Below are 22,802 nucleotides of genomic sequence, written 5' to 3' on the forward strand. Positions count from 1 at the left end.
ACAACAGTATCGGGCGACAGGCTAAACCGAAATTGGGAATAATAAAAATCTCAATCATTCGGGAGAATTGCCATGGCTTTTACTCGTCGCTTCCAGTCCGCTATCGCCCAATCCGTCATCGCCGGCACCCTGCTGGTATCGGTCGTCGCCTGCGCCCCGACCCCCACCCGTGAAGGCACTGGCGAATACATCGACGACTCCGTCATTACCGGCAAGGTGAAGGCTGCGTTTGCCGCCGATCCGACCGTCAAGGCGACCCAGGTTCAGGTGGAAACCTTCAAGGGTACGGTCCAGCTGAGCGGCTTCGTCGACTCGCGCGAAAGCGCCCAGCGCGCCGTCGAACTGGCGCGCGGCGTGAAGGGCGTGAAATCCGTGAAGAACGATACGGTGATCCGCTAAGCCCACCGGCAAGCCGGCGCTTACTGCCAGCTCACCTTCCCGAAGCCATTCGTGGTGGCGTTGCGCGTCGCCGGCTTGCCGTAGACGGTGGCCGAACCCATGCCGTTCAGGTTGACGTTGGCGGCGGTCCTGGCGAACACGCTGGCGCCGCCCAGGCCGGACATGTCCAGGTCGACCGAATCGGCGCGCAGCTGCTGGGCGTCGAGGCTGCCGACGCCGCCCAGGTGGGCGCGGAGCACCTTGGTCTGGCCGCTCACGCTGATCTGGCCGGCGCCGCCGAGCTTGACCTCGATGCGGTCGGCCTGGCCCGTGGTGTTGAGTGTCAGGCCGCCGACGCCGCCCAGGCGGGCATCGATGTCGCGGTACTGGCCGCTGACCTTGACCGCGCCCGCGCCGTCCAGCGACACCACCAGCCTGTCGCCGCTGAAGCCCGAGACCTCGCTCTGGCCCACGCCCTCCGAGACGAATTCCTGCAGGTTCGGCACCGTCAGGTCGGCGCGCAGCTCGCCCGAATTGCGCCCGAAGTTCACGTGATTGCCGCTTTCGGTATCGATCGACAGGGTATCGCCGCGCTGGGTGGTCGTGATCTTCGAGACGTAACGGCGGTCGCCCGACACCACCAGCGACGCCGTCGGCCCCTGGCGCACGTTCAGGCGGACGATGCCGCCCAGGTGGATCTTCGAGACCCTGGCGTCGACCGGACGGTTTTCGCGCACGATGTCGTCCGCCCAGGCGGCATGCGTCCCCATCGAGAAAGCGGTGGCCAGGAATGCGGTGCCGAGCAGTTTGTTCATGACGTATTCTCCAGTTGGTTTGCCGATGAATCCACTATAGGCTCGGGAAACCGGGAGAAACCGCGGATTGCGACAGACTGCAGCATCGGCGGTATGAAGCGCAGGATTCTTGGCCCTGCAGTTCTCTCCATTGTCCAAATCGAGGGATAGGCCTTCGCATACCCGGACAACACCCCATATACCTGTTTGAAGCCCTGGAGATCCCGATCCCGACATCGGGATCAGCGGGGCGAGCGACGATGAACAGGAAGAAATGAGATGAAAACCGAACACTACGATGTCCTGAACGTGGAAGGGGGCCGTCCGGTCAAGATGTGGACCCGCGGCGTGCCGGTCGAGGAGGAAGCCAAGCGCCAGCTGGCGAACACGGCGCGCATGCCCTTCATCTACAAGCACATGGCGGCGATGCCCGACGTCCACCTGGGCAAGGGATCGACCATCGGCAGCGTGATCCCGACACTGGGCGCGATCATCCCGGCCGCGGTCGGGGTCGACATCGGCTGCGGCATGATGGCCGCCAAAACCACGCTCAGCGCCAACGACCTGCCGGACAAGCTCGGGCCGCTGCGCAGCGCGATCGAGCGCTCGGTGCCGCACGGGATGTCGCCCAAGACGCGCGGTTTCAAGGGGCGCGACAAAGGCTCGTGGGATTCGCCGCCGCAAGCCGTCGACACGGCCTGGATGGCGCTGAAGGACGAATTCGACGTCATCTGCCAGAAGACGCCGCGGCTGCGCAACACGAACAACTACAAGCACCTGGGAACGCTCGGAACCGGTAACCACTTCATCGAGATCTGCCTCGACGAGCAAGGCTTCGTCTGGTTCATGCTGCACTCGGGCTCGCGCGGCGTCGGCAATGCGATCGGCACCCACTTCATCGAGCAGGCCAAGCAGGACATGCGGACCCACTTCATCAACCTGCCGGACCAGGACCTGGCCTATCTGCCGGAGGGGACGCGGCACTACGACGACTACATCGAAGCGGTCGGCTGGGCCCAGAAGTTCGCCCGCATGAACCGTGAAGTGATGATGCGGAACCTGATCGCGGCGGTACGCACGGTGATCACGAAACCCTTCGAGACCCACGTGGAAGCGGTGAACTGCCACCACAACTACGTGCAGAAGGAGCACCACTTCGGCAAGGATGTGCTGGTGACCCGCAAGGGCGCCGTATCGGCGCGCGAAGGGGAGCTCGGCATCATTCCGGGCTCGATGGGGGCGAAGAGCTATATCGTGCGCGGCAAGGGCAATCCGGAGAGTTTCAACAGCTGCAGCCACGGCGCAGGCCGCACCATGAGCCGCACCGAAGCCAAGCGCCGCTATTCGGTGGACGACCAGGTCAAGGCGACCGAGGGCGTCGAGTGCCGCAAGGACGAAGGCGTGATCGACGAGATCCCGATGGCCTACAAGGACATCGACGCCGTGATGCAGGCGCAGAGCGACCTGGTCGAAGTGGTGCACACGCTGAAGCAGGTCGTGTGCGTGAAAGGATGAACATGATCGAACTGGATGGATCGACGGGCGAAGGCGGCGGCCAGATCCTGCGCAGCGCGCTGACCTTGGCGATGATCACCGGCCGGCCCTTCCGCATCCGGAACATCCGTGCGCGGCGCGCCAAGCCCGGCCTGATGCGCCAGCACCTGGTGGCGGTGCAGGCCGCCAGCCGGATCTGCGGCGCCGAGGTCAAGGGCGCGGCGGTCGGCAGCCAGGAGCTGGAGTTCGTCCCCGATAAAGTCCAGGGCGGCGACTACCGCTTCGCGATCGGCACCGCCGGCAGCTGCACCCTGGTGCTGCAGACCGTGCTGCCGGCGCTGCTCACGGCCGAGCGGCCCTCGACCCTGAGGCTGTCGGGCGGTACCCACAATCCGATGGCGCCGCCGGTCCAGTTCCTGCAGCGCGCCTATTGCCGCGCCATGGCCGAGATGGGCGCGCGGATCGACGTGCGGCTGGAGCGCTTCGGCTTCTATCCGGCCGGCGGCGGCGAGGTGGTCGCCAGCGTCAGCCCCTGCGCGCAACTGCGTCCGCACGAATGGATGGAGCGCGGCGAGCGCCGGGCCGCGTATGCCGAATGCTTCATCGCCGCCATCCCGGGGCGGGTCGCGCAGCGCGAGCTGGAGTGCGTCGGCAAGGCCATGAACTGGGGCGAGGACCAGCTCCTGAACCGCAGTCTGCCGGCGGAGCAGGGACCGGGCAACGCCCTGATGCTGACCTTCGACTACGCGCACACAACCGAGGTATTCACGGCCTTCGGCGAAAAATCCGTCTCGGCCGAGAACGTCGCCCGCCAGGTGGTGCAGCGCGCGCGCCAGTATCTGTCCTCGAACGCCGCGGTCGCGGAATACCTGGGCGACCAGCTGATGCTGCCGCTGGCGCTGGCGGGCGGCGGCGGCTTCACGGTGGACGAGGTGTCCATGCATGCGCGCACCAATGCCGGGGTGATCGAGCTGTTCCTGCCGGTGCGCTTCGGTTTCGGCAGGCGCGACGGGGTCGACTGCTGCACGGTCGCGCCGCGCTGAGACCCTCTTATTCCGCGAACAGGTCGGGGCCGAAGACTTCGTAGTGCACGCGGGTCTCCCTGATCCCGCGCGCGATCAGCGCATCGTGCTGCAGGCGCATGAAAGGGATCGGGCCGCAGATGTAATAGTCGGCATCCGGCAGCAGGATGGCGCCGGCGATCCGGTCGATATCGACCAGTCCCGGAAAATCGAAGTCCCGGCCGGCCTGATCCTGCGGCAGCGGCTCGTTATAGAAGGTGAAGGTCCTGAAGTTCGGATGCCGCAGGGCCGTCGCGCGCAGATGGTCCTTCATCGCATGCACCGCGCTGTTGCGGGCGCCGTGCACGAACACGATCTCGCGGCCCGGCGACTGCAGCACGCGGTTCAGCATGCTGATCATCGGCGTCAGCCCGACCCCGCCGCTGATCAGGACCACCGGCGTGGTCGCGTTCACGTCGACGAAAAAATTCCCGTAGGGCGGCGCCAGCAGTACGCTGTCGCCCACCTGCACATGGTCGTGCAGCAGGGTCGACACATAGCCTTCCGAGGCCGGATCCGGCCCGCCTTCGCGCTTGACCGAGATGCGGTAGCTGCGTCCGTTCGGCGCGTCGGACAGGCTGTACTGGCGGATCTGCTGCAAGCCCAGGCGCGGCACCTGCACCGCCACGCTGATGTATTGTCCCGGCTCGAAATTCACGACCGGCTGGCCGTCGGCCGGCTCCAGCACGAAGGAGGTGATGACATCGCTCTCCGGCTGTTTGGCCCTGACGACGAACTCCCGCCATCCCGTCCAGCCGCCCGGCGTATCTGCCCGCTGCTCGCGCAATTCGGCCTCGCGTCCCATCAGGATGTCGGCCAGGTTGCCGTAGGCCTGGGCCCAGGCCGAGATGATGTCCTCGGTCGCGGCGTCGCCCAGCACGGCCTTGATCGACCCCAGCAGATGCTCGCCGACGACCGGATACTGCTCCGGCTTCACGCCCAGGCTGGCGTGCTTGTTGGCGATGCCTTCCAGCACCGCCGCCAGGCAGCTCGGATCCTCGATGTTGGCCGCATACGCATACACCGCCCGCGCCAGCGCCTCCTGCTGCTGTCCACGCTCCTGGTGGCGCATGTTGAAGACGTTCTTCAGTTCCGGATGGGTGCCGAGCAGGCTGCGGTAGAAATGCTTGATGATGTCGTAGCCGTGGGCCGCAAGGACAGGGGCGGTGGCTTTGACGGTGTCCTTGGTTTTCTGCGTCAGCATTGCTATTCTCCTTATGTTGGCCGATTGCGGGGACAGTACTCCAAGTCCGTCCTTCGGGCCGCGCGCAAGGTTTTTCTCTGACGGGAGTGGATCATGCGAAAGCACCAGTTTGCCGCCATGCTCGCCGGCGTCGGCGTCGGCGTCGGCGCCACCTTGCTGCCTGTCCTGGCGCCAACATCCGCCGAACGTCCGGACTTTGATCCCCTGTTCGCCGGCGTTGCGAACTGCACACAAGCCCCACCCGGGCGTCCCGTGCTGCTGGTCAGCCTGCTGCAGGCCCAGCCGCCGCCTCAGCAACCCTACCCGACCGAGACCCGTCCTTTCCAGCCGGGCCAGCAATTGCCGGCCGTGCGCGACAGCTCGATGCCGCCGCTGTACGGGAATCTCGGCAAGCTGCACGTGCCGGTCAGCGCCGCCAGCCCGCGGGCCCAAGCCTATTTTGACCAAGGCATGCGCCTGATGTTCGCCTTCAACCATGCCGAGGCCGTGCGCGCCTTCCGCGCCGCCTCGCGCATCGATCCGGGCTGCGCGATGTGCTACTGGGGCGAAGCGCTGGCGCTCGGTCCGAACATCAATGCGCCGATGTTTCCGGAGGCGGTCGCGCCGGCCCATGCCGCGGCCTCGCGCGCCCTGCAGCTGGCAGGCCATGCCAGGCCGCATGAGCAGGCGCTGATCCGCGCCGTCGCCCAGCGCTATCCCGATGCGCCGGTCGACGACCGCGCTCATCTCGACAAGGCTTATGCGGACGCCATGCGAGAGGCGGCACGCGCCTGGCCGGCCGACGACACCATCCAGGTCCTGTACGCGGAATCGCTGATGGACCTGTCTCCCTGGGATTATTGGCAGGCCGGCGGTACCCGGCCCAAGGGCAGGACCGCCGAGATGATCGCGGCCCTCGAGACGGTCCTGGCGCGCAATTCCAGTCACCCTGGCGCCGCCCACTACTACATCCACGCGGTCGAAGCATCGTCGAGCCCGGAGCGCGCCTTGCCCTATGCGCGCCTGCTGGCGAAGCAGATTCCCGGCGCCGGCCACATCGTGCACATGCCCTCGCACATCTACTATCGGCTCGGCATGTACAAGGAATCGCTGGCAGCCAATATCGACGCCGTCGCCACCGACGAACGCTACTTTGGCCGCTCCGCCAGCGACCCGGTCTACAAGGGCGCCTACTATCCGCACAACATCCACTTCGTGATGGTATCGGCGCTGATGGGCGGCGATGGCAAGACCGCCATCGCGGCGGCGGACAAGCTGGACAAGTCGCTGCCGCACGAACTGGTCGCGCAGTTCCCCCCGATCCAGCCGGTGAAGGCCGCACCGTATTTCTCTTACGTGCAGTTCAGCGATCCGGACACGCTCATCGCCTTGCCGGATCCTGGGCCAGACCTGGTACTGGTGAAGGCGATGTGGCACTACGCGCGCGCCGTCGGCTACGCGCGCAAAGGCATGGCCGTCGATGCCCGGCGCGAAATCGACGCGTTGACGGCGATCGAGCGCACGACCGACTTCAAGCCTTTCACGGACTGGAACGTGCCGGCCAAGGATATCGTCAGGACCGCCCGTTACGTCGCCACCGGCCGCCTGGCCGACGCGACGCGTGATGTTCCGCTGGCATTGGCCTCCTATCGCGAAGCGGTAGCGGCGCAGGACAGCCTGCCTTATATGGAGCCGCCGTACTGGTACTACCCGACGCGGCAGTCGCTGGGCGTGGCGCTGCTGCGTTCCGGTCGGGTCGATGAGGCCGAGACGGTGTTCCGGTCGGCACTGGCGCGTACGTCGAGCAATGGCTGGGCGCTGCGGGGGCTGATGGAGGTGTATCGGCAGCGCGGGGATGAGGTGTCGCTGCGGCTGGTGCGGCAGCGTTTCGAGACGACCTGGTTGGGCAAGGAGGGGATGCCCGCGTTGGCGCTGCTGTAAAAGAAAATGCCTTACGTGATCGACACGTAAGGCATTCTTTTATTGCTGTGTTCTGGTGCCGGCTGCAGGACTCGAACCCGCCACCTGATGATTACAAATCAACTGCTCTACCTGATGAGCTAAGCCGGCAATGTGGCCAGGATTATACCCTTATTTGATCCTGGTCAACGTCGGACGGCCACCTTTTTTGGGAGGCTCATTGTCGCCGTCGGGAAGATGCGACACCTCGGCGCTCGGCGCGCTGGACGTCTTGCCCGGCACGGCGGACAGCCCCGGTCCCGGTGCGGCGGCTGCTTCGGAAGAAGGGGCAGATGCCGGCGGCGCCATGTCGGCCGCGGTGGTGCTGACATCGAAGGCCATGCCTTGGCCGTTTTCGTTGGCGTAGATCGCCAGTACGTTTTGCACCGGAATATAGAGTTCGCGCGAGACGCCGTTGAAGCGTGCCCGGAAGGTGATTGCGTCGTTGTCCATCTTCAGCCCGGAGGTTGCGCCGTAGCTGATATTGAGGATGATCTCGCCTTTCTTCACGTATTCCATCGGAACCGTGGTGGCGGCATCGACCTTGACCGCCAGGTAAGGCGTGTAGCCGCTGTCCGTGCACCATTCGTAGATGGCGCGCAGCAGATATGGCTTGGTGGAGATGTCTGGCATGTTCAGGATCTATTTGCTTACAAGTTGTTACACGCCAGTGTAATCCGATTCGCCACAAGGCGTCGAAAACTGGCGTGCAACGGTGTCCGGTGTGCCGGACGAAGCTCGAAAGCGCCGTAGGCGCTTAGCGGCGCATGACCTTTTCGGACGGCGTCAGCGCTTCGATGTAGGCCGGACGCGAGAAGATACGCTCGGCGTACTTCATCAGCGGGGCGGCGGTCTTCGACAGCTCGATGCCGTAGTGATCCAGGCGCCACAGCAGCGGGGCGATGGCGACGTCCAGCATCGAGAACTCGTCGCCCAGCATGTACTTGTTCTTCAGGAACAGCGGAGCCAGGGTGGTCAGGCGATCGCGGATTTCGGCGCGTGCCTTGTCGTGGCTCTTGTCGCCGACCTTGCTGCGCTCGTTCTCGAGCGTGTTCACGTGCACGAACAGCTCTTTTTCGAAGTTGAACAGCATCAGGCGGGCGCGGGCGCGCATCAGCGGGTCGGCCGGCATCAGCTGCGGATGCGGGAAGCGCTCGTCGATGTACTCGTTGATGATGTTCGATTCGTACAGGATCAGCTCGCGTTCGACCAGGATCGGTACCTGGCCGTACGGGTTCATCGTCGAGATGTCCTCGGGCTTGTTGAACAGGTCCACGTCGCGCACTTCGAAGTCCATGCCCTTTTCGAACAGGACCAGGCGGCAGCGCTGGGAGAACGGGCACGTGGTGCCGGAGTAGAGAACCATCATGGTTTATAGTTCCTTCAAGAAACAAAGGGGTGAAGCGCCGAGCGGCTCACCCCAGATAATAATTGCCCGCATTATAACCGGGCAATCACATCACTTTACGTCTTTCCAATAAGAAGCGTTCAATCTCCAGGCAAGGAAAGCGAAAACAGCAAGGAACAGCAACACGATTGCGCCCAGCCGCTTGCGCAGGTCCTGCGACGGYTCGGCCATCCAGTTCATGTAGGCGACCAGGTCGGCCACCTGGGTATCGAACTCCTGCGGCGTGAGCTCGCCCTTGCTGACCTGTTCGAAACCGGCGAACTTGTGCACCGTCTTGCCGTGCTCGTGAGGATCGGCTTCCTCGACCATTTTGGCGGTGCGCACACCCTGCAGCTGCCACAGCACGTGCGGCATGGCGACGTTCGGCACCACCATATTGTTCCAGCCGGTGGGGCGGGTGTCGTCCTTGTAGAAAGTGCGCAGGTAGGTGTACAGGTAGTCCGCACCCGAACCGGCGCCGGAAGCGCGGGCACGCGTGATCACCGACAGGTCCGGCGGCACCGCGCCGAACCAGGCTTTCGCGTCCGCAGGGCGCATCGCGATCGTCATCATGTCGCCTACCTTCTCGCCGGAGAACAGCAGGTTGTTCTTGATCTGGTCTTCAGACAAGCCCAGGTCCCGCAGGCGATTGTAGCGCATTGCCGACGCCGAATGGCAGTTCAGGCAGTAGTTGACGAACAGCTTGGCGCCGTTCTGCAGTGACGCAACATCAGTGCGTTCCGGTGCGCGGTCCAGCGGGAAGGTCCCTTCGTTCGCAAAGACGAATCCCGGCAGCAGGGCAAGGACCGCGAGCAGCTTCTTCGAAAAATTCATGGTTGTCCTTTTCCGTGGCGGTCAATGAGGAGTGAAGGTCACGCGGCTCGGTACCGGCTTGAACCGGCCAGAGGCGCTCCACCACGGCATCAGGAGGAAGAAGCTGAAGTAGATCAGGGTGCAGGCCTGGGCGATCAAGGTGTAGGCCGGGGTCGGCAGCTGGGTGCCGAGGTAGCCCAGCGCGACGAAGGCGATGGCGAACACCAGGTACACGTACTTGTGCCAGCTGGGGCGGTAGCGGATCGACTTCACCGGCGAGTGGTCCAGCCACGGCAGCAGGGCCAGGATCACGACGGAGGAGCCGAACAGCACCACGCCCCACACTTTCGCATCCAGGAACAGCATGCCGATTTCCAGTACCACGGCGATCGCGGTGATGGCCATCTTGGTCTTGTACGACAGGCGCGAACGCAGCCAGATGAACACGACATAGGCGGCCACGCCGGCCATCACGACCCACATGAAGTCGGAGGTGGTGGCGCGCAGCACCGAGTAGAAGGGCGTGAAGTACCAGGTCGGCGCGATGTGCGGCGGGGTCTTCATCGAGTCTGCCGGCAGGAAGTTGTTGTACTCCAGGAAGTAGCCGCCCATTTCAGGCGCGAAGAAGATCACCGCGCTGTAGATGAACAGGAATACCGAGACGCCGAACAGGTCCTTGGTGGTGTAGTAGGGGTGCGACGGGATCATGTCGACGCCATGGCCGTCCGGGCCGAGGTTTTCCTTGACCTCGATGCCGTCCGGGTTGTTCGAGCCGACTTCGTGCAGCGCGATCAGGTGGGCGGCCACCAGGCCCAGCAGGACCAGCGGGATCGCGATCACGTGGAAGGCGAAGAAGCGGTTCAGGGTCGCGTCCGACACCACGTAGTCGCCGCGGATCCACAGCGACAGGTCCGGGCCGATCAGCGGGATGGCGCTGAACAGGTTGACGATCACCTGGGCGCCCCAGTACGACATCTGGCCCCAGGGCAGCAGGTAGCCGAAGAAGGCCTCGGCCATCAGGCACAGGAAGGTGGCGAAACCGAACAGCCAGATCAGCTCGCGCGGCTTGCGGTAGGAACCGTACAGCAGCGCGCGGGTCATGTGCAGGTAGACCACGATGAAGAACATCGAGGCGCCGGTCGAGTGCATGTAGCGCACCAGCCAGCCCCACGGGACTTCACGCATGATGTATTCGACCGAACCGAAGGCCAGGGCGGCGTCCGGCTTGTAGTGCATGGTCAGGAAGATGCCGGTGACGATCTGCAGCACCAGCACCAGCATGGCCAGCGAGCCGAAGATATACCAGACGTTGAAGTTCTTCGGGGCGTAGTACTTGCCCCATTGATCGTTCCACAGCTTCGACAGGGGGAAGCGGTCGTCGACCCAGGCCAGCGCTTTCTGGCTCTTCGGCGCATCGGCCGGGAGTTTGGTTTCCTTGAAAGCTGCGCCCATCTTATGCCTCGCCTTTCTCGTCTTTGCCGATCAGGATCTTGTTATCGGACAGGTACATGTACGGGGGGACGTCGAGATTGGCCGGCGCCGGCTTGTTCTTGAAAACGCGGCCGGCCAGGTCGAAGGTCGACCCGTGGCAAGGGCACAGGAAGCCGCCGTGCCAGTCGTCCGGCAGGTTCGGCTGCGGACCTTCGGCAAAGCGGGAAGAGGGCGAGCAGCCCAGGTGGGAGCAGATACCGACCGCGACCAGCACTTCCTTGTGCTCCTGGCGCGACCGGGTTTCGTTCTTGGCGTAGGAAGGCGTCTCCATCTGGTACGGCTTTTCCGATTTCGGATCGGCGACCAGATTGTCGTTCTTCGGCAGACTCGCCAGCATTTCAGGGGTACGGCGCAGGACCCAGACGGGCTTGCCTCGCCATTCCACCACTTTCAGTTCGCCAGGCTTGACGTCGGAGATGTCCACCTCGACCGGCGCGCCGGCCGCCTTCGCTCGCTCCGAAGGCTGGAAAGTACTTACCAGAACTCCGGCCGTTGAAACACCGACAACGCCGCCCGCCGCGCATGTAGCCACGAGCAAGCCTCGCCGGCCTGTATCGACCTGCTTCTCATTACTCATACCAACTCCATTCGTCAAATGCGAAATGCTGCAATGCAATAGATTGCAAATAGGTAAAAACCTTTATTGCAACAGTCGATTATATGTGAACAGTTTTGCAAATTAAAGAAAAAACGTTCTTACGGTCATGATGACTTCCAAATGTGCATTTTCCCGTCTGCCTTGCCGGGGCAAAGCGAACATTCTGGGGCTGGAGCAACCCGGCCTTTCGGGTATCATCATTGGAGGATGTCCAACACGTAAAGGGAGGCGTAAATGGGAATGATGCAGGAGTTCAAGCAATTCGCGATGAAGGGCAATGTCGTCGACCTGGCCGTCGGCGTGATCATCGGCGGGGCGTTCGGGAAAATCGTCGATTCGCTGGTGCAGGATGTGATCATGCCACCGATCGGCAAGATCTTCGGCGGTCTCGACTTCGCCAGTTATTACTTGCCTTTGAACGGACAGGCGTATGGTCTGCCGCTGGCCGAGGCGAAGAAGGCCGGTGCGGTGCTGGCCTACGGTAATTTTCTGACGGTCTTGCTGAACTTCCTGATCCTGGCCTTCATCATCTTTCAGATGGTACGGCTGATGAACCGGATGCGTAGCACCTTCGTCAGCAAGGAAGAAGCGGCGGCAGCGGCCGCCACCGCGGAAGAAATCCTGCTGCTGCGCGAAATCCGCGACTCGCTGAAGAGCCGATAAAGTAGCTGGCATGCGGCGCACCTGGCTCCTGTTCGCGCAAACCGTCACGATCGTCCTCGGCATCTATGCCGTGATCGCGGCCTTGCGTCCGGAGTGGCTGGGAGCGCTGTCGGTGCAGCGGGCGCCGACCCAGGTCGGGATCGGCGGTCCCGGCCGCGGGGTGCCGGTGCTGCAGGCGCCCAATGGCGCGGCGCCGGGCAGCTACCGCGATGCCGCGGCGCGCGCGATGCCGGCGGTGGTCAATATCCTGACCAGCAAGGCCCTGCGCGAAACCCACCCGCTGCTGAAGGATCCCTTCTTCCGCCGCTTCTTCGGCGACAAGCTGCCGCCGCAGGAACAGATGGCCAGCCTGGGCTCGGGCGTGATCGTCAGCGCCGACGGCTATATCCTGACCAATTACCACGTGGTCGAAGGCGCCGACGAGATCGAGGTCGGCCTCGCCGATGGCCGCAAGGCCGCGGCCAGCATCGTCGGCACCGATCCGGAAACGGATCTCGCCGTGATCCGCATCAAGGCGGACAAGCTGCCGGTGATCGTGCTGGGCGATACGAATGCGGCGCGGGTCGGCGACGTCGTGCTGGCGATCGGCAATCCCTTCGGCGTCGGCCAGACCGTCACCCTCGGCATCATCTCTGCGCTGGGCCGCAACAACCTGCACATCAACCACTTCGAGAATTTCATCCAGACCGACGCCGCGATCAACTTCGGCAACTCGGGCGGCGCCCTGGTCGACACCCATGGCAACCTGCTCGGCATCAATTCGGCGATCTATTCCCAGACCGGCGGCTCGGTCGGCATCGGCTTCGCGATTCCCGTCTCGACGGCCAAGAACGTGCTCGATTCCATCGTCAAGCACGGCCAGGTGGTGCGCGGCTGGATCGGCATCGAATCCCAGGACATCACGCCGGAACTGGCCGACAGCTTCGGCCTCGGGCGCGACAGCGGCGCCATCATCGCCGGCGTGGTGCGCGGCGGCCCGGCCGACCGCGCCGGCATGCGCCCCGGCGACATCCTGCTGGCGGTGGACGGCAAGAAGGTGTCCAGCACCAACGACATGCTGAACCTGATCGCCGAGCTGCCGCCCGGCGGCAAGTCGAAGATGACGGTGATGCGCAAGAACCGCCAGTCCACCCTCGACGTCACGGTCGGCCGCCGCCCGCGCCAGACCCCTTGACTCCTTTTGTTGAATAAGAAAAACTTATGCATCTGCGCGACCTGACGCAATTCCTCACCGAACTCAAGGACAACAACAACCGTCCCTGGTTCCTCTGGAACAAGCCCCGCTACGACATCCTGCGCACCGAGTTCCTCGAGACGCTGACGCAACTGATCCGGGAAATCTCGAAGTTCGACCGCCAAGTGGCGGCCTGCGATCCGAAGAAGGCGATGTTCCGCTTCCAGCGCGATACCCGCTTTTCGCACGACAAGACGCCATATAAAACGCATTTCTCGGCCGGCATCGCGCCGGGCGACAAGCGCCGTCCCAGCGAAGCCGGCGGCCCGACCTATTACTTCCACATCGAAGCCGACGGCACCCTGCTGTTCGGCGCCGGCGAATACTTGCCGCCGGCACCGCGCCTGAAGGCGATCCGCGAACACGTGGTCAACGATGCGACAGGTTTCAGCAAAATGTTGAAGAATAAACATCTGCGCGAGACCTATGGCGACCTGAACCCGGAAGACAAACTGCAGCGTCCGCCGAAAGGCTTCGACCCGAACCATCCGCTGGTCGAATACCTGAAGCTCAAGAGCTATTTCGTCTGGATCGAGGTCAAGCTCGACGTCAACGCACCGGAAAAACTGGTGCCCCAGCTCGCGCAAGGTTTCAAGGACGCCACCGCGCTGGTCAACTGGCTGCGCGGGGTGCCGCAGACATTTGACGAGACAGCGTAATTAAGGAGAACACCATGGCCTTGCAGCATGCAAGATCCGGCGAATGCATCGCACTTGAGCGGGGCGAAGACGACATCGCGAACTTCACATCGATCGCACTGATCAAGACCGATCATATGGAACTGATCCGGCTGGTGCTGCCGAAAGAGAAGCCGCTGCCCGAGCACCGGGTCGAAGGGGAAATGACGCTGCTGTGCCTGGAAGGAGAGATCGCGTTCGACGCCCACGGCCGTACCACCATCCTGCGGCCGAACGAAATGGTCTACCTGGCCGGTGGCGAGCCGCATGCCGTGCGCGCCAACCAGGACGCCGTGGCCCTGATGACCATCCTGCTGCACCCGGGCGACAACAGCGGCGGGCCGACCCACCGCGACGCACGCCCGGCGTCGAACGGCTGAATTTTCACCGAACGCGGTGGGGCATCTCAGGCCAGTGGCCTGGGATGCGTGCCCACATACCAATCAAGCCAACTCGTTGCGCGGATCGCGCGCCAGCAACTGATCCACGGTTTCCTGCACCGAGGCGCCATCGAACAGCACGCCGGCCACCGCATTGGTGATCGGCATGTCCACGCCGAGCTTCGCCGCCAGTTCGCGCACGGCCTTGGCGCAGGGCACGCCTTCGGCCACGTGGCCGAGTTCCTTGACGATGGCGTCGAGCTGCTTGCCCTGGGCCAGCGCCAGGCCGACGCGGCGGTTGCGCGAGAGGTCGCCGGTGCAGGTCAGGATCAGGTCGCCCATGCCGGTCAGGCCCATGAAGGTGGCCGGCTGGGCGCCGAGGGTGATGCCGAGGCGGGTGATCTCGGCCAGCCCGCGCGTGATCAGGGCCGCGCGCGCGTTCAGGCCCAGGCCCAGGCCGTCGGCCGCGCCGGTGGCGATGGCCAGGATGTTCTTCACCGCGCCGCCCACTTCCACGCCGACCATGTCGTCGCAGGCGTACACGCGCACGCTGCCGCCGTGCACCAGGGAGACCACGCGTTCGCGCAGCTCGGCCGAGCTGGACGCCACCGTCAGTCCGCAAGGCAGGCCGCGCGCCACTTCCTGGGCAAACGACGGGCCGGACAGGGCCGCGCCGGGCACGCTGTCACCCAGCACTTCGCGGACCACCTGGTGCGGCAACAGGCCGGTGCCGTATTCGAAACCCTTGCACAGCCAGACGACGTTCGGGATGTTGCGGCCCTTGAGCTGTTCGAGCAGCGGGCGCAGGCCGGCCACCGGGCAGGCCGCGATCAGCAGCGGCGTGGTGCCGGGGGCGGCTTCGGTCACGTGGGCCAGCGCCGCCTCGAAATCGGCGGACACGCGCAGCGACGGCGGCAGCGGATGGCCGGGCAGGTAAGCGAGGTTGTCGCGCGCCGCTTCGGTGGCGGCCATCTGCTCGGGGTTGCGGCCCCACAGCAGGACGTCATGACGGGCGGCCAGCGCGATCGCGACCGCCGTGCCCCAGGCGCCGGCGCCGAGGACAGTGATGGGTTGGGATTGTTTGGTTTCGTGCATGTGGTGGGCAGGGTCAGATTCCCCAGACGTCGGACGCCCTGACGTAGCCGGCGATGCCGTCGCGGTGGCGCACGCGCACCCACGGGCCGGCTTCCGGATCGACCAGTTCGAGCAGGACGTTCTTATCGGCCGTCATTACGACGGGGGCATTGTCTTCCGGTGCGGCGCGGACGCGGGCGGAAGCCACGCGCACGATCACATTGCGTTTGGCGGACAGGCCGCGCGCCTCGGTCCAGGCGAGATCGCCGGCGGCGTCGCGCACCTTGACCCAGTCGCCATAACTGATCATGACCTCGACCGGCATGCCGCTCGGGGCGATGAACAGCTTGCCGCCCTTGATGGACGGGGCGTCGTACAGGATCACGGAATGCGCGCCCACCGTCTTGAAGTCGAATGCCGCGGCCGCACAGGACGCCAGCATCAGGATGCTGCCTGCGATGACACGGTAAGGGAAACGGACGCAGAGCATGACAGGCCTTTGGGAAAACGACACGCGCCAAAAGGCAGGACGGGAACAACAAGCTCCCGGCTTCGCCTGGTGCAGGCAAAGCCGGAAGCCCGGGAGGTATTACTGGTTGCCAGCCGGGGTGCCAGCCGCGGCAGCCTGTTCGGCCAGCGCCTGGCGGCGCTGCTGGTAGAACACTTCGAAGTTGATTTCAGCCAGGTGCACGGGCGGGAAGCCGGCACGGGTGATGAAATCGGCGATGTTGCTACGCAGGTAAGGATAGATGATGTTCGGGCAGCCGATGCCCAGCAGCGGATCCATCTGGTCGGCCGGGATGTTGCGGGCTTCGAAGATGCCGGCCTGCTTGCCCTCGACCAGGAAGGCGACCTTGTCCTTGACCTTGGCGGTCACGGTGATGGTCACGGTCGATTCGTAGATGCCATCGGCGATCCCTTCGGCGCCGACGTCCAGCGAGACCTCGATGGTCGGCGCTTCCTGCTCGAGGAAGATCGCCGGGGAATTCGGTTGTTCCAGCGACATATCTTTCAGGTAGATACGCTGGATTTGGAACACGGGTTGCAGGTTTTCGTCAGCCATGGAACGCTTTCGTTAATTATGTAAAGGGCAAGTCTCGCCCGTGCTTGAGTGTCAAGGCGTCGGCAATTGTATCAAAACCAACTCGGATTCAATAGCGTTGCCGGCGCCCCGCCGTCAAGTGCGTTTCAGGCTCGGGTTCAGGCTGCCTCGCCCTTCAGCAGCGGATCCAGGCGGCCGGCCTGGTCGAGCGCGTACAGGTCGTCGAAGCCGCCGACGTGGGTGTCGCCGACGTAGATCTGCGGCACGGTGCGGCGGCCGGTGCGTTGCATCATGATGGCGCGCTGTTCCGGGTCGAGGTCGACGCGGATGCGCTCGATGTCGGTCACGCCCTTGGCTTCCAGCAGGCGCTCGGCGCGCACGCAATAGGGGCAGGCCGCGGTGTGGTAGAGAACGACATGTGCAGTCATCGGTAATCCTTTCGAACAGTTATTTGGTCACGGGCAGGCCGGCAGCCGTCCAGGCCGCGATGCCGCCATCCAGGCTGTAGACGTCTTCGAAGCCGGCCGCCTTGAGCTGGCGCGCCGCCTTGTCGGCACGGGCGCCGCTCTGGCAGACCACGATCACGGTCTTGGTTTTCGACTTGTCCAACTCGCCGATGCGATTGGCCAAGTCTGCCAGCGGAATGTTTTTTGCGTCGCGCAAGTGGCCTGCGGCGAACTCCTCGCTGCTGCGCACGTCGATCACGGCCGTGGCTTTGCCACGGTTCATCATCTGGGTCGCTTGCAGGTGGGTGGCGCGGCGGCCGCGCGGAGCGATCGCGGGCCACAGCAGGGCAGCGCCGGAAATCACGGCGATCGCAACAACGAAGATATGGTCAAGGATGAATTTCACGAAGTTTCCGTCGGTTGAACTGAATTGAATCGTCGCATTATAAAATAGAAGCTGGATCGATATTTCCCGCCAATTTTTTTATCTGAAGAGCCTATGTACAAAATCGTATTCATGCGCCACGGCGAATCCACGTGGAACCTGGAAAACCGCTTCACCGGCTGGACCGATGTCGACCTGACCGAGAAGGGCGTCAAGGAAGCCAAGACCGCCGGCCGCATGCTGCGCGAAGCCGGCTTCACCTTCGACCTGGCCTATACCTCGGTCCTGAAACGCGCCATCCGCACGCTGTGGCTGGCCATGGACGAGATGGACATGATGTGGCTGCCGGTCAAGAACGACTGGCGCCTGAACGAGCGCCACTACGGCGCCCTGCAGGGTCTGGACAAGGGCGAGACCGCCGCCAAGTTCGGCGACGAGCAGGTGCTGGTCTGGCGCCGCAGCTACGATACCCCGCCGCCGGCGCTGGAAGACACGGATCCGCGCACCTCGTTCAACGATCCGCGCTACGCCGGCCTGGACAAGGCACAGATCCCGCTGACCGAATGCCTGAAGGACACCGTCGCACGCGTGATGCCGGCCTGGGATGAAGAGATCGCGCCGGCCATCCGCGCCGGCAAGAAGATCCTGATCTCGGCCCACGGCAACAGCCTGCGCGCCGTGATCAAGATGCTCGACAACATCAGCGACACCGACATCGTCGGCCTCAACATCCCGAACGGCACCCCGCTGGTGTACGAACTGGACGAGAACCTGAAGCCGATCCGCCATTACTACCTGGGCGACCAGGAAGCGATCGCGGCCGCCATGGCTGCCGTGGCCAACCAAGGTAAGGCAAAGTAACCTTGCAACTTCCTGCATTGAAGTCCGCCGGCAGTGCGCTGCTGTGCGGCCTGCTCGCCTGTGCGCTGTCCATAGTGACGGCCCAGGCCGCGCCACGCCAGACCGTCCGTAGCAAGGAGAAGGCGCAGGCCGAGGCCCAGCGCGCCGGCATCCAGCAGAAGCTGAATGCGCTGAGGAAGGACATCAGCCGCACCGAGAGCGAAAAGGACGACGCGGCCGACGAACTGGCCGAATCGGAAGAGGCGATCTCGGACGCCAACCGCTCGCTGCGCGAACTGGCCGGCGAGCAGGCTGCGACCAATACCAAGCTGCAAGACCTGGCTGCCCAGCAGGAGCGCCTGGCGCAGACCATCGCCGCGCAGAAGCGGCAGCTGTCCAAGATGCTGCGCGAGCACTATATCGCCGGTAACGAAGACCGCATCAAGCTGCTGCTGTCGGGCGACAACCCGAACCGCATCAACCGCGACCTGCAGATGATGGCCTATGTGTCGCAAGCCCAGGCCAAGCTGCTGACCTCGCTGCGCGAGAACCTGGCGGCGGTCGAGGCCAACCATGCCGAGACCCAGAACGCCAAGGACGAACTCGAAGAAATCGCCCAGGAGCAGCGCGACCAGAAGGCGCTGCTGGAAAAGGAAAAGGCCAAGCGCGCCGGCCTGCTGTCGAACCTGTCGAGCAAGCTGGTGGCCCAGCGCAAGCAGGCGACCAAGCTGGAGCAGGACGAACAGCGCATGAGCGGCCTGGTCGACCGCCTGACCCGCCTGATCCACGAACAGGAACTCGCCGCCGCCGCCGAGCGCAAGCGCCAGCAGGAATTGGCCGCCGCGCGCGCCAAGGCCGCGGCCGAAGCGAAGGCGCGCGCACTGGCGCGTGCCAAAGAACAACAGGCCGAACGCGAGCGCCTGGCGCGCGAAGCGGCCAAGCACGGCAAGCCGTATAAACCGCCGGCGCCGGTCAAGGAAGAGCCGCAGGTGGCCGAAGAGCCGGCCGAAACCAAACCGGCGCCGCGCTCGGCCGATACCGCGCTGGCCGCCGACCTGCCGAGCGGCACCTTCGAGAGCCTGCGCGGCCGCCTGAGCGCGCCGATCTCCGGCACCATCGCGGCCCGCTTCGGCGCCAAGCGCGCCGACGGCCCGGTATGGCGCGGCATGTTCATCAAGGCGCCGGAAGGCACCGACGTGCGCGCCATCGGCCCGGGCCGGGTCGTGCACGCGCAATGGATGCGCGGCTGGGGCAATATGATCATCGTCAACCACGGCGGCGAATACCTGTCGATCTACGGTTTCAACGAAACCCTGCTGAAGCACGTCGGCGATTCGGTCAAGGCCGGCGAGGTGATTGCGAGCGCAGGCAGCACCGGCGGTAACGGAGAATCGGGTCTATACTTCGAACTCAGGCATCTGGGCAAACCGATCGATCCGGCCGGCTGGGTCAAATTCTAGGGAACAGGAATGGGCAAGAAACTCAAGAACCTCGGTCTGGTCGGCATCGGCATGGTGGCCGGCATCGCGGCCTCGGTCCAGTTCTCGGCGCTGGCGCAGAAGGGCGCGCCGTCAGGTATCGCAGCGCCCCTGCCGCTGGATGAGCTGCGCCAGCTGGCCGACGTCTATGGCCTGATCAAGAGCGACTACGTGGAGCCGGTGGCGGACAAGAAGCTGCTGTCCGACGCCATCGCCGGCATGGTCGCCTCGCTCGACCCGCACTCGGTCTACCTCGACGAGAAGGACTTCGCCGAGATGCGCGAAACGGTGGCCGGCAAGTTCGTCGGCGTCGGCGTCGAGGTGGCGATGGAAGACGGCTACGTGAAGATCGTCTCGCCGATCGAGGACACCCCCGCCTTCAAGGCCGGCATCAAGGCCGGCGACCTGATCACCCGCATCGACAACGTGCCGGTCAAGGGCCTGACCCTGGACGAGGCGATCTCGCGCATGCGCGGCGAACCGCACAGCAAGGTGATGCTGACCATCGCCCGGCGCGGCGCCGACACGCCCTGGGTGGTGCCGGTCGAGCGCGAAGAGATCCGCGTGGCGAGCGTCAAGGCCAAACTGGTCGAGCCGGGCTATGCCTGGCTGCGGATCAGCCAGTTCCAGGAAGAGACCGTCGACGAGCTGGTCGAGAAGGTCAGGGGCCTGTATGCCCAGAACCCGAACATCAAGGGCCTGGTGCTGGACCTGAGGAACGACCCGGGCGGCCTGCTGCCGAGCGCGATCGGCGTGTCGGCCGCCTTCCTGCCGCAGAACGAGGTGATCGTCTCCACCAAGGGGCAATTGCCGGAATCGAACGCCACCTTCTACGGCCGCCGCGATTTCTACGCCAAGCCGGGCAGCGACCCGCTGGCGAAGCTGCCGGCGGCGCTGAAGACGGTGCCGATGGTGGTGCTGGTGAACACCGGCTCGGCCTCGGCGTCCGAGATCGTGGCCGGCGCCCTGCAGGACTACAGGCGCGCCATCGTGATGGGCAGCCAGACTTTCGGCAAGGGCTCGGTGCAGACCCTGCGCCAGCTGACCGAGAACACCGCGGTCAAGCTCACCACGGCGCGCTACTACACGCCGAAGGGCCGCTCGATCCAGGCGCGCGGCATCGTCCCCGACCTCAAGGTCGACGAGACCGCGGAGGGCGACGGCCTGAACGCGCTGCGCGTGCGCGAAGCCGACCTCGACCGTCACCTGTCGAACGAGGGCGATGCGAAAGCCGTGGGCAAGAACGGCTCGGTCAGCGCCAAGCGTGACGAACTGGAGGAAGAGCAGCGCACCCTGGCCATGCTGAAGAGCGCCGCCCCGCCCGAATTCGGCGGCAAGGACGACTTCCAGCTGGCCCAGGCCATCAAGCACTTCAAGGGCCTGCCGGTCAAGCTGGCCAAGGCCGACCCGGCGGACGACGCCCCGGCGCCGGCCGCACTGCCGGGCACCGAGCAGAAGCCGCCCGAGGTGAAGGGCACGAAGAAGTGACCGGGAAGTAATGGACGACCGCCAGCTGCTGCGCTATTCGCGCCATATCCTGCTCGACGAGGTCGGCATCGAAGGCCAGCAGCGGGTGCTGGATGCGCGCGTCCTGATCGTCGGCGCCGGCGGCCTCGGTTCGCCGGCCGCGCTCTACCTGGCGGCCAGCGGCGTCGGCCACATCACCCTGGTCGACGACGACGAGGTCGATCTGACCAACCTGCAGCGCCAGATCATGCACACGACGGCGCGGATCGGCCGGCCCAAGGTCGAGTCCGGTCGCGAAGCATTGATGCAGATCAATCCCGAGATCGAAGTAACGGCCCTGCGCGAGCGCGTGCAAGGCGAGCGCCTGCGCGAACTGGTGGCCGCCAGCGACCTCGTGCTCGACTGCAGCGACAACTTCGCCACCCGCCAGGCCGTCAACCGCGCCTGCGTGCAGGCCGGCGTGCCGCTGGTGGCCGGCGCCGTGATCCGCTTCGACGGCCAGGTCTCGGTATTCGACGTGCGCGACCCGGCGTCTCCCTGCTATGCCTGCCTGTTCCCCGAGGACAGCCGCTTCGAAGACGTGGCCTGCAGCACCATGGGCGTGTTCGCGCCGCTGGTCGGCGTGATCGGCGCGGTGCAGGCGGCCGAGGCCCTCAAGCTGCTGGCCGGCTGCGGGCGGCCGCTGACCGGGCGCCTGCTGATGCTGGACGGCCGCGGCATGGAGTGGACCGAGGTGCAGGTGGGGCGCAATCCCGGCTGTCCGGTGTGCGGCGGACGCGCCTGATCGTTCCAATAATAGAGAGGATGGGCACACTGACAAGCAGTGCAGTGCCCTTGCTCCTGGCTTACAATTGGAAAGTCTTCCGAATGCGGAGCTATGCGCATTCGGCCTTATACTAGATCGGTTCTTCCGACTACCATCCAACAATATTCTATGCAGAACATTACGCATCGCATGTCGCAGCGGCGCCGCCAGGGCGGCTTCACCCTCGTCGAGATCATGGTCGTCGTGGTCATCATCGGCATCCTCGGCATGCTGGTCGTGCCCAAGCTGCTGGGCCGTACCGGCGAGGCGCGCGTGACCGCCGCCAAGACCGACATCGCTACCATCATGCAGGCGCTCAAGCTGTACAAGCTGGACAACCAGCGCTATCCGACCACCGAGCAGGGCCTGCAGGCCCTGGTCCAGAAGCCCACCACCGGCCCGGCCGCGAACGGCTGGAAAGAGGGCGGCTATGTCGAGAAGCTGCCGAAAGACCCGTGGGGCAATAACTACCAGTACCTGTCGCCGGGCCTGCATGGGGAAGTCGACGTGTTCTCGCTGGGCGCCGACGGCCAGCCGGGCGGCACCGGCGAGGATGCCGACGTCGGCTCCTGGGACAAATAAGTCAAGCTGATAAACGGGCCCGGTCTATAAGCTCATCCGATAAATCGCCGGGCCAGCAGCCTGAGGAGATCAAGCCCGATGCCTAAGCACGCGCGCGGACGCGCCGGGATGGCGGTCCGTGGCTTCACGCTCGTGGAGATCATGGTCGTGATGGTCATCATCGGCATCACGCTGGGACTGGCCTCGCTCAACGCGATCCCCAGCCCGCGCCAGGACCTGCAGGCCGAGGCCCAGCGCCTGACCCTGCTGCTGCAGCTGGCGCGCGACGAGGCGATCGTGCGCAACCGCCCGGTCACCTTCGAAGCCACGCCCGAGCGCTACCACTTCCTGGTCCGCAACGAGACGCGCTGGGAACCGATCGGCGGCGGCGACGACCTGCTGCGCGAGCGCGATTTCAAGAACGCCCCGATCACCCTGCTGCTCGATCCGGCCAGCGCCGGCACCGTCAATCCGCTGCGCATCACCTTCGGCCGCGAGCCGGTCGACAAGCCCTTCGTGCTGGTACTGGCCAGCGGCGGCAACCGGGTCGCGATCCGCGCCGACGGCGTCGGCCACTTCACGGTCGAATGAG

The 22,802-nt window shown here is 64.8% G+C and carries 26 protein-coding genes and 1 tRNA gene; 14 read left to right on the top strand and 13 right to left on the bottom strand.

The window, feature by feature from the left end; genetic code table 11:
- Window positions 1–72 precede the first annotated feature (72 nt).
- Window positions 73–399: a BON domain-containing protein gene (locus tag AB4Z32_RS16575; RefSeq protein ID WP_442122958.1), complete on the top strand. Its 327-nt coding sequence runs from the start codon at window positions 73–75 to the stop codon at window positions 397–399.
- 20 nt (window positions 400–419) lie between these two features.
- On the opposite strand, the gene AB4Z32_RS16580 is transcribed toward AB4Z32_RS16575, so the two are convergent.
- Entirely contained in the window at window positions 420–1,193 is a 774-nt protein-coding gene (locus tag AB4Z32_RS16580) for a GIN domain-containing protein (RefSeq protein ID WP_442122959.1), read from the bottom strand.
- Window positions 1,194–1,451: 258 nt separating this feature from the next.
- Here AB4Z32_RS16580 and AB4Z32_RS16585 point away from each other — a divergent pair, with 258 nt between their 5' ends.
- Together AB4Z32_RS16585 and rtcA are read left to right on the top strand one after the other, a co-directional pair.
- The gene (locus tag AB4Z32_RS16585; protein WP_442122960.1) at window positions 1,452–2,687 is read left to right on the top strand and encodes an RtcB family protein; all 1,236 of its coding nucleotides are present in this window, start codon (window positions 1,452–1,454) and stop codon (window positions 2,685–2,687) included.
- Between the two features lie 2 nt (window positions 2,688–2,689).
- Window positions 2,690–3,709, top strand: a complete 1,020-nt coding sequence (gene rtcA, locus AB4Z32_RS16590; protein WP_442122961.1) for an RNA 3'-terminal phosphate cyclase — start codon at window positions 2,690–2,692, stop codon at window positions 3,707–3,709.
- 7 nt (window positions 3,710–3,716) lie between these two features.
- On the opposite strand, the gene hmpA is transcribed toward rtcA, so the two are convergent.
- A complete protein-coding gene (gene hmpA, locus AB4Z32_RS16595; RefSeq protein WP_442122962.1) occupies window positions 3,717–4,931 on the bottom strand; it encodes an NO-inducible flavohemoprotein in 1,215 nt (404 codons plus the stop codon).
- Window positions 4,932–5,024: 93 nt separating this feature from the next.
- On the opposite strand from hmpA, the gene AB4Z32_RS16600 reads away from it, so the two are divergent.
- Complete coding sequence (locus tag AB4Z32_RS16600; RefSeq protein ID WP_442122963.1) at window positions 5,025–6,851, top strand: hypothetical protein; 1,827 nt, start codon at window positions 5,025–5,027, stop codon at window positions 6,849–6,851.
- 53 nt (window positions 6,852–6,904) lie between these two features.
- Here AB4Z32_RS16600 and AB4Z32_RS16605 read toward each other — a convergent pair.
- The 6 genes from AB4Z32_RS16605 to petA all read right to left on the bottom strand — a co-directional run bounded on the left by AB4Z32_RS16605 (window position 6,905) and on the right by petA (window position 11,137).
- Window positions 6,905–6,980, bottom strand: a tRNA-Thr gene (locus AB4Z32_RS16605).
- A gap of 21 nt (window positions 6,981–7,001) precedes the next feature.
- On the bottom strand, window positions 7,002–7,502 hold the full coding sequence (locus AB4Z32_RS16610; RefSeq protein ID WP_442122964.1) for a ClpXP protease specificity-enhancing factor: 501 nt from the start codon (window positions 7,500–7,502) through the stop codon (window positions 7,002–7,004).
- Between the two features lie 124 nt (window positions 7,503–7,626).
- A complete protein-coding gene (locus tag AB4Z32_RS16615) occupies window positions 7,627–8,238 on the bottom strand; it encodes a glutathione S-transferase N-terminal domain-containing protein (protein WP_052234221.1) in 612 nt (203 codons plus the stop codon).
- Between the two features lie 90 nt (window positions 8,239–8,328).
- Window positions 8,329–9,090, bottom strand: a complete 762-nt coding sequence (locus tag AB4Z32_RS16620; protein ID WP_442122965.1) for a cytochrome c1 — start codon at window positions 9,088–9,090, stop codon at window positions 8,329–8,331.
- Window positions 9,091–9,111: 21 nt separating this feature from the next.
- Window positions 9,112–10,521: a cytochrome b gene (locus AB4Z32_RS16625; RefSeq protein WP_442122966.1), complete on the bottom strand. Its 1,410-nt coding sequence runs from the start codon at window positions 10,519–10,521 to the stop codon at window positions 9,112–9,114.
- A 1-nt stretch (window position 10,522) separates the two neighbouring features.
- Window positions 10,523–11,137 carry a ubiquinol-cytochrome c reductase iron-sulfur subunit gene (petA, locus tag AB4Z32_RS16630; RefSeq protein WP_442122967.1) on the bottom strand — a complete coding sequence of 205 codons (615 nt, stop codon included), beginning with the start codon at window positions 11,135–11,137 and terminating at the stop codon, window positions 10,523–10,525.
- Window positions 11,138–11,392: 255 nt separating this feature from the next.
- On the opposite strand from petA, the gene mscL reads away from it, so the two are divergent.
- The 4 genes from mscL to AB4Z32_RS16650 are packed head-to-tail and all read left to right on the top strand — an operon-like array spanning window position 11,393 to window position 14,112.
- A complete protein-coding gene (gene mscL / locus AB4Z32_RS16635) occupies window positions 11,393–11,821 on the top strand; it encodes a large conductance mechanosensitive channel protein MscL (protein WP_442122968.1) in 429 nt (142 codons plus the stop codon).
- 10 nt (window positions 11,822–11,831) lie between these two features.
- Complete coding sequence (locus AB4Z32_RS16640; RefSeq protein ID WP_442122969.1) at window positions 11,832–12,995, top strand: Do family serine endopeptidase; 1,164 nt, start codon at window positions 11,832–11,834, stop codon at window positions 12,993–12,995.
- 26 nt (window positions 12,996–13,021) lie between these two features.
- A complete protein-coding gene (locus AB4Z32_RS16645) occupies window positions 13,022–13,714 on the top strand; it encodes a DUF2461 domain-containing protein (protein ID WP_442122970.1) in 693 nt (230 codons plus the stop codon).
- 14 nt (window positions 13,715–13,728) lie between these two features.
- A complete protein-coding gene (locus AB4Z32_RS16650) occupies window positions 13,729–14,112 on the top strand; it encodes a cupin domain-containing protein (protein ID WP_442122971.1) in 384 nt (127 codons plus the stop codon).
- 63 nt (window positions 14,113–14,175) lie between these two features.
- Here the strand turns inward: AB4Z32_RS16650 and AB4Z32_RS16655 are convergent, their stop codons facing one another.
- The 5 genes from AB4Z32_RS16655 to AB4Z32_RS16675 form a co-directional block, all read right to left on the bottom strand.
- Window positions 14,176–15,207 carry an NAD(P)H-dependent glycerol-3-phosphate dehydrogenase gene (locus AB4Z32_RS16655; RefSeq protein ID WP_442122972.1) on the bottom strand — a complete coding sequence of 344 codons (1,032 nt, stop codon included), beginning with the start codon at window positions 15,205–15,207 and terminating at the stop codon, window positions 14,176–14,178.
- A 13-nt stretch (window positions 15,208–15,220) separates the two neighbouring features.
- On the bottom strand, window positions 15,221–15,676 hold the full coding sequence (locus tag AB4Z32_RS16660; RefSeq protein ID WP_442122973.1) for an SH3 domain-containing protein: 456 nt from the start codon (window positions 15,674–15,676) through the stop codon (window positions 15,221–15,223).
- A gap of 99 nt (window positions 15,677–15,775) precedes the next feature.
- A complete protein-coding gene (gene secB, locus AB4Z32_RS16665; protein WP_442122974.1) occupies window positions 15,776–16,249 on the bottom strand; it encodes a protein-export chaperone SecB in 474 nt (157 codons plus the stop codon).
- 137 nt (window positions 16,250–16,386) lie between these two features.
- Window positions 16,387–16,656, bottom strand: a complete 270-nt coding sequence (grxC, locus tag AB4Z32_RS16670; RefSeq protein ID WP_442122975.1) for a glutaredoxin 3 — start codon at window positions 16,654–16,656, stop codon at window positions 16,387–16,389.
- A gap of 19 nt (window positions 16,657–16,675) precedes the next feature.
- Window positions 16,676–17,080 carry a rhodanese-like domain-containing protein gene (locus AB4Z32_RS16675; RefSeq protein ID WP_442122976.1) on the bottom strand — a complete coding sequence of 135 codons (405 nt, stop codon included), beginning with the start codon at window positions 17,078–17,080 and terminating at the stop codon, window positions 16,676–16,678.
- Window positions 17,081–17,173: 93 nt separating this feature from the next.
- On the opposite strand from AB4Z32_RS16675, the gene gpmA reads away from it, so the two are divergent.
- The 6 genes from gpmA to AB4Z32_RS16705 all read left to right on the top strand — a co-directional run bounded on the left by gpmA (window position 17,174) and on the right by AB4Z32_RS16705 (window position 22,801).
- Entirely contained in the window at window positions 17,174–17,920 is a 747-nt protein-coding gene (gpmA, locus tag AB4Z32_RS16680; protein WP_442122977.1) for a 2,3-diphosphoglycerate-dependent phosphoglycerate mutase, read from the top strand.
- A gap of 2 nt (window positions 17,921–17,922) precedes the next feature.
- Window positions 17,923–19,359 (top strand): murein hydrolase activator EnvC family protein, encoded by a 1,437-nt coding sequence (locus AB4Z32_RS16685; protein ID WP_442122978.1) that lies wholly within the window; start codon window positions 17,923–17,925, stop codon window positions 19,357–19,359.
- A 9-nt stretch (window positions 19,360–19,368) separates the two neighbouring features.
- Window positions 19,369–20,865 (top strand): S41 family peptidase, encoded by a 1,497-nt coding sequence (locus AB4Z32_RS16690; protein WP_442122979.1) that lies wholly within the window; start codon window positions 19,369–19,371, stop codon window positions 20,863–20,865.
- Between the two features lie 10 nt (window positions 20,866–20,875).
- Window positions 20,876–21,628, top strand: a complete 753-nt coding sequence (locus AB4Z32_RS16695; RefSeq protein WP_442122980.1) for a HesA/MoeB/ThiF family protein — start codon at window positions 20,876–20,878, stop codon at window positions 21,626–21,628.
- 150 nt (window positions 21,629–21,778) lie between these two features.
- A complete protein-coding gene (gene gspG / locus AB4Z32_RS16700) occupies window positions 21,779–22,231 on the top strand; it encodes a type II secretion system major pseudopilin GspG (protein ID WP_442122981.1) in 453 nt (150 codons plus the stop codon).
- Between the two features lie 78 nt (window positions 22,232–22,309).
- Window positions 22,310–22,801 carry a GspH/FimT family pseudopilin gene (locus AB4Z32_RS16705; RefSeq protein ID WP_442122982.1) on the top strand — a complete coding sequence of 164 codons (492 nt, stop codon included), beginning with the start codon at window positions 22,310–22,312 and terminating at the stop codon, window positions 22,799–22,801.
- Window position 22,802 lies beyond the last annotated feature (1 nt).

The organism is Massilia sp. 2TAF26, from assembly GCF_052115005.1.
GTDB lineage: Bacteria > Pseudomonadota > Gammaproteobacteria > Burkholderiales > Burkholderiaceae_D > Telluria.

What these genes read in the sequence shown, in the direction of transcription:
- AB4Z32_RS16610 (WP_442122964.1), bottom strand. Translation starts at nt 7,502, where the DNA reads ATGCCAGACATCTCCACCAAGCCATATCTGCTGCGCGCCATCTACGAA.
- AB4Z32_RS16580 (WP_442122959.1), bottom strand. Translation starts at nt 1,193, where the DNA reads ATGAACAAACTGCTCGGCACCGCATTCCTGGCCACCGCTTTCTCGATG.
- AB4Z32_RS16645 (WP_442122970.1), top strand. Translation starts at nt 13,022, where the DNA reads ATGCATCTGCGCGACCTGACGCAATTCCTCACCGAACTCAAGGACAAC.
- AB4Z32_RS16650 (WP_442122971.1), top strand. Translation starts at nt 13,729, where the DNA reads ATGGCCTTGCAGCATGCAAGATCCGGCGAATGCATCGCACTTGAGCGG.
- hmpA (WP_442122962.1), bottom strand. Translation starts at nt 4,931, where the DNA reads ATGCTGACGCAGAAAACCAAGGACACCGTCAAAGCCACCGCCCCTGTC.
- AB4Z32_RS16600 (WP_442122963.1), top strand. Translation starts at nt 5,025, where the DNA reads ATGCGAAAGCACCAGTTTGCCGCCATGCTCGCCGGCGTCGGCGTCGGC.
- AB4Z32_RS16585 (WP_442122960.1), top strand. Translation starts at nt 1,452, where the DNA reads ATGAAAACCGAACACTACGATGTCCTGAACGTGGAAGGGGGCCGTCCG.
- AB4Z32_RS16640 (WP_442122969.1), top strand. Translation starts at nt 11,832, where the DNA reads ATGCGGCGCACCTGGCTCCTGTTCGCGCAAACCGTCACGATCGTCCTC.
- AB4Z32_RS16660 (WP_442122973.1), bottom strand. Translation starts at nt 15,676, where the DNA reads ATGCTCTGCGTCCGTTTCCCTTACCGTGTCATCGCAGGCAGCATCCTG.
- gpmA (WP_442122977.1), top strand. Translation starts at nt 17,174, where the DNA reads ATGTACAAAATCGTATTCATGCGCCACGGCGAATCCACGTGGAACCTG.
- mscL (WP_442122968.1), top strand. Translation starts at nt 11,393, where the DNA reads ATGGGAATGATGCAGGAGTTCAAGCAATTCGCGATGAAGGGCAATGTC.
- AB4Z32_RS16615 (WP_052234221.1), bottom strand. Translation starts at nt 8,238, where the DNA reads ATGATGGTTCTCTACTCCGGCACCACGTGCCCGTTCTCCCAGCGCTGC.
- AB4Z32_RS16690 (WP_442122979.1), top strand. Translation starts at nt 19,369, where the DNA reads ATGGGCAAGAAACTCAAGAACCTCGGTCTGGTCGGCATCGGCATGGTG.
- AB4Z32_RS16705 (WP_442122982.1), top strand. Translation starts at nt 22,310, where the DNA reads ATGCCTAAGCACGCGCGCGGACGCGCCGGGATGGCGGTCCGTGGCTTC.
- AB4Z32_RS16655 (WP_442122972.1), bottom strand. Translation starts at nt 15,207, where the DNA reads ATGCACGAAACCAAACAATCCCAACCCATCACTGTCCTCGGCGCCGGC.
- AB4Z32_RS16695 (WP_442122980.1), top strand. Translation starts at nt 20,876, where the DNA reads ATGGACGACCGCCAGCTGCTGCGCTATTCGCGCCATATCCTGCTCGAC.
- petA (WP_442122967.1), bottom strand. Translation starts at nt 11,137, where the DNA reads ATGAGTAATGAGAAGCAGGTCGATACAGGCCGGCGAGGCTTGCTCGTG.
- rtcA (WP_442122961.1), top strand. Translation starts at nt 2,690, where the DNA reads ATGATCGAACTGGATGGATCGACGGGCGAAGGCGGCGGCCAGATCCTG.
- grxC (WP_442122975.1), bottom strand. Translation starts at nt 16,656, where the DNA reads ATGACTGCACATGTCGTTCTCTACCACACCGCGGCCTGCCCCTATTGC.
- AB4Z32_RS16575 (WP_442122958.1), top strand. Translation starts at nt 73, where the DNA reads ATGGCTTTTACTCGTCGCTTCCAGTCCGCTATCGCCCAATCCGTCATC.
- secB (WP_442122974.1), bottom strand. Translation starts at nt 16,249, where the DNA reads ATGGCTGACGAAAACCTGCAACCCGTGTTCCAAATCCAGCGTATCTAC.
- gspG (WP_442122981.1), top strand. Translation starts at nt 21,779, where the DNA reads ATGCAGAACATTACGCATCGCATGTCGCAGCGGCGCCGCCAGGGCGGC.
- AB4Z32_RS16625 (WP_442122966.1), bottom strand. Translation starts at nt 10,521, where the DNA reads ATGGGCGCAGCTTTCAAGGAAACCAAACTCCCGGCCGATGCGCCGAAG.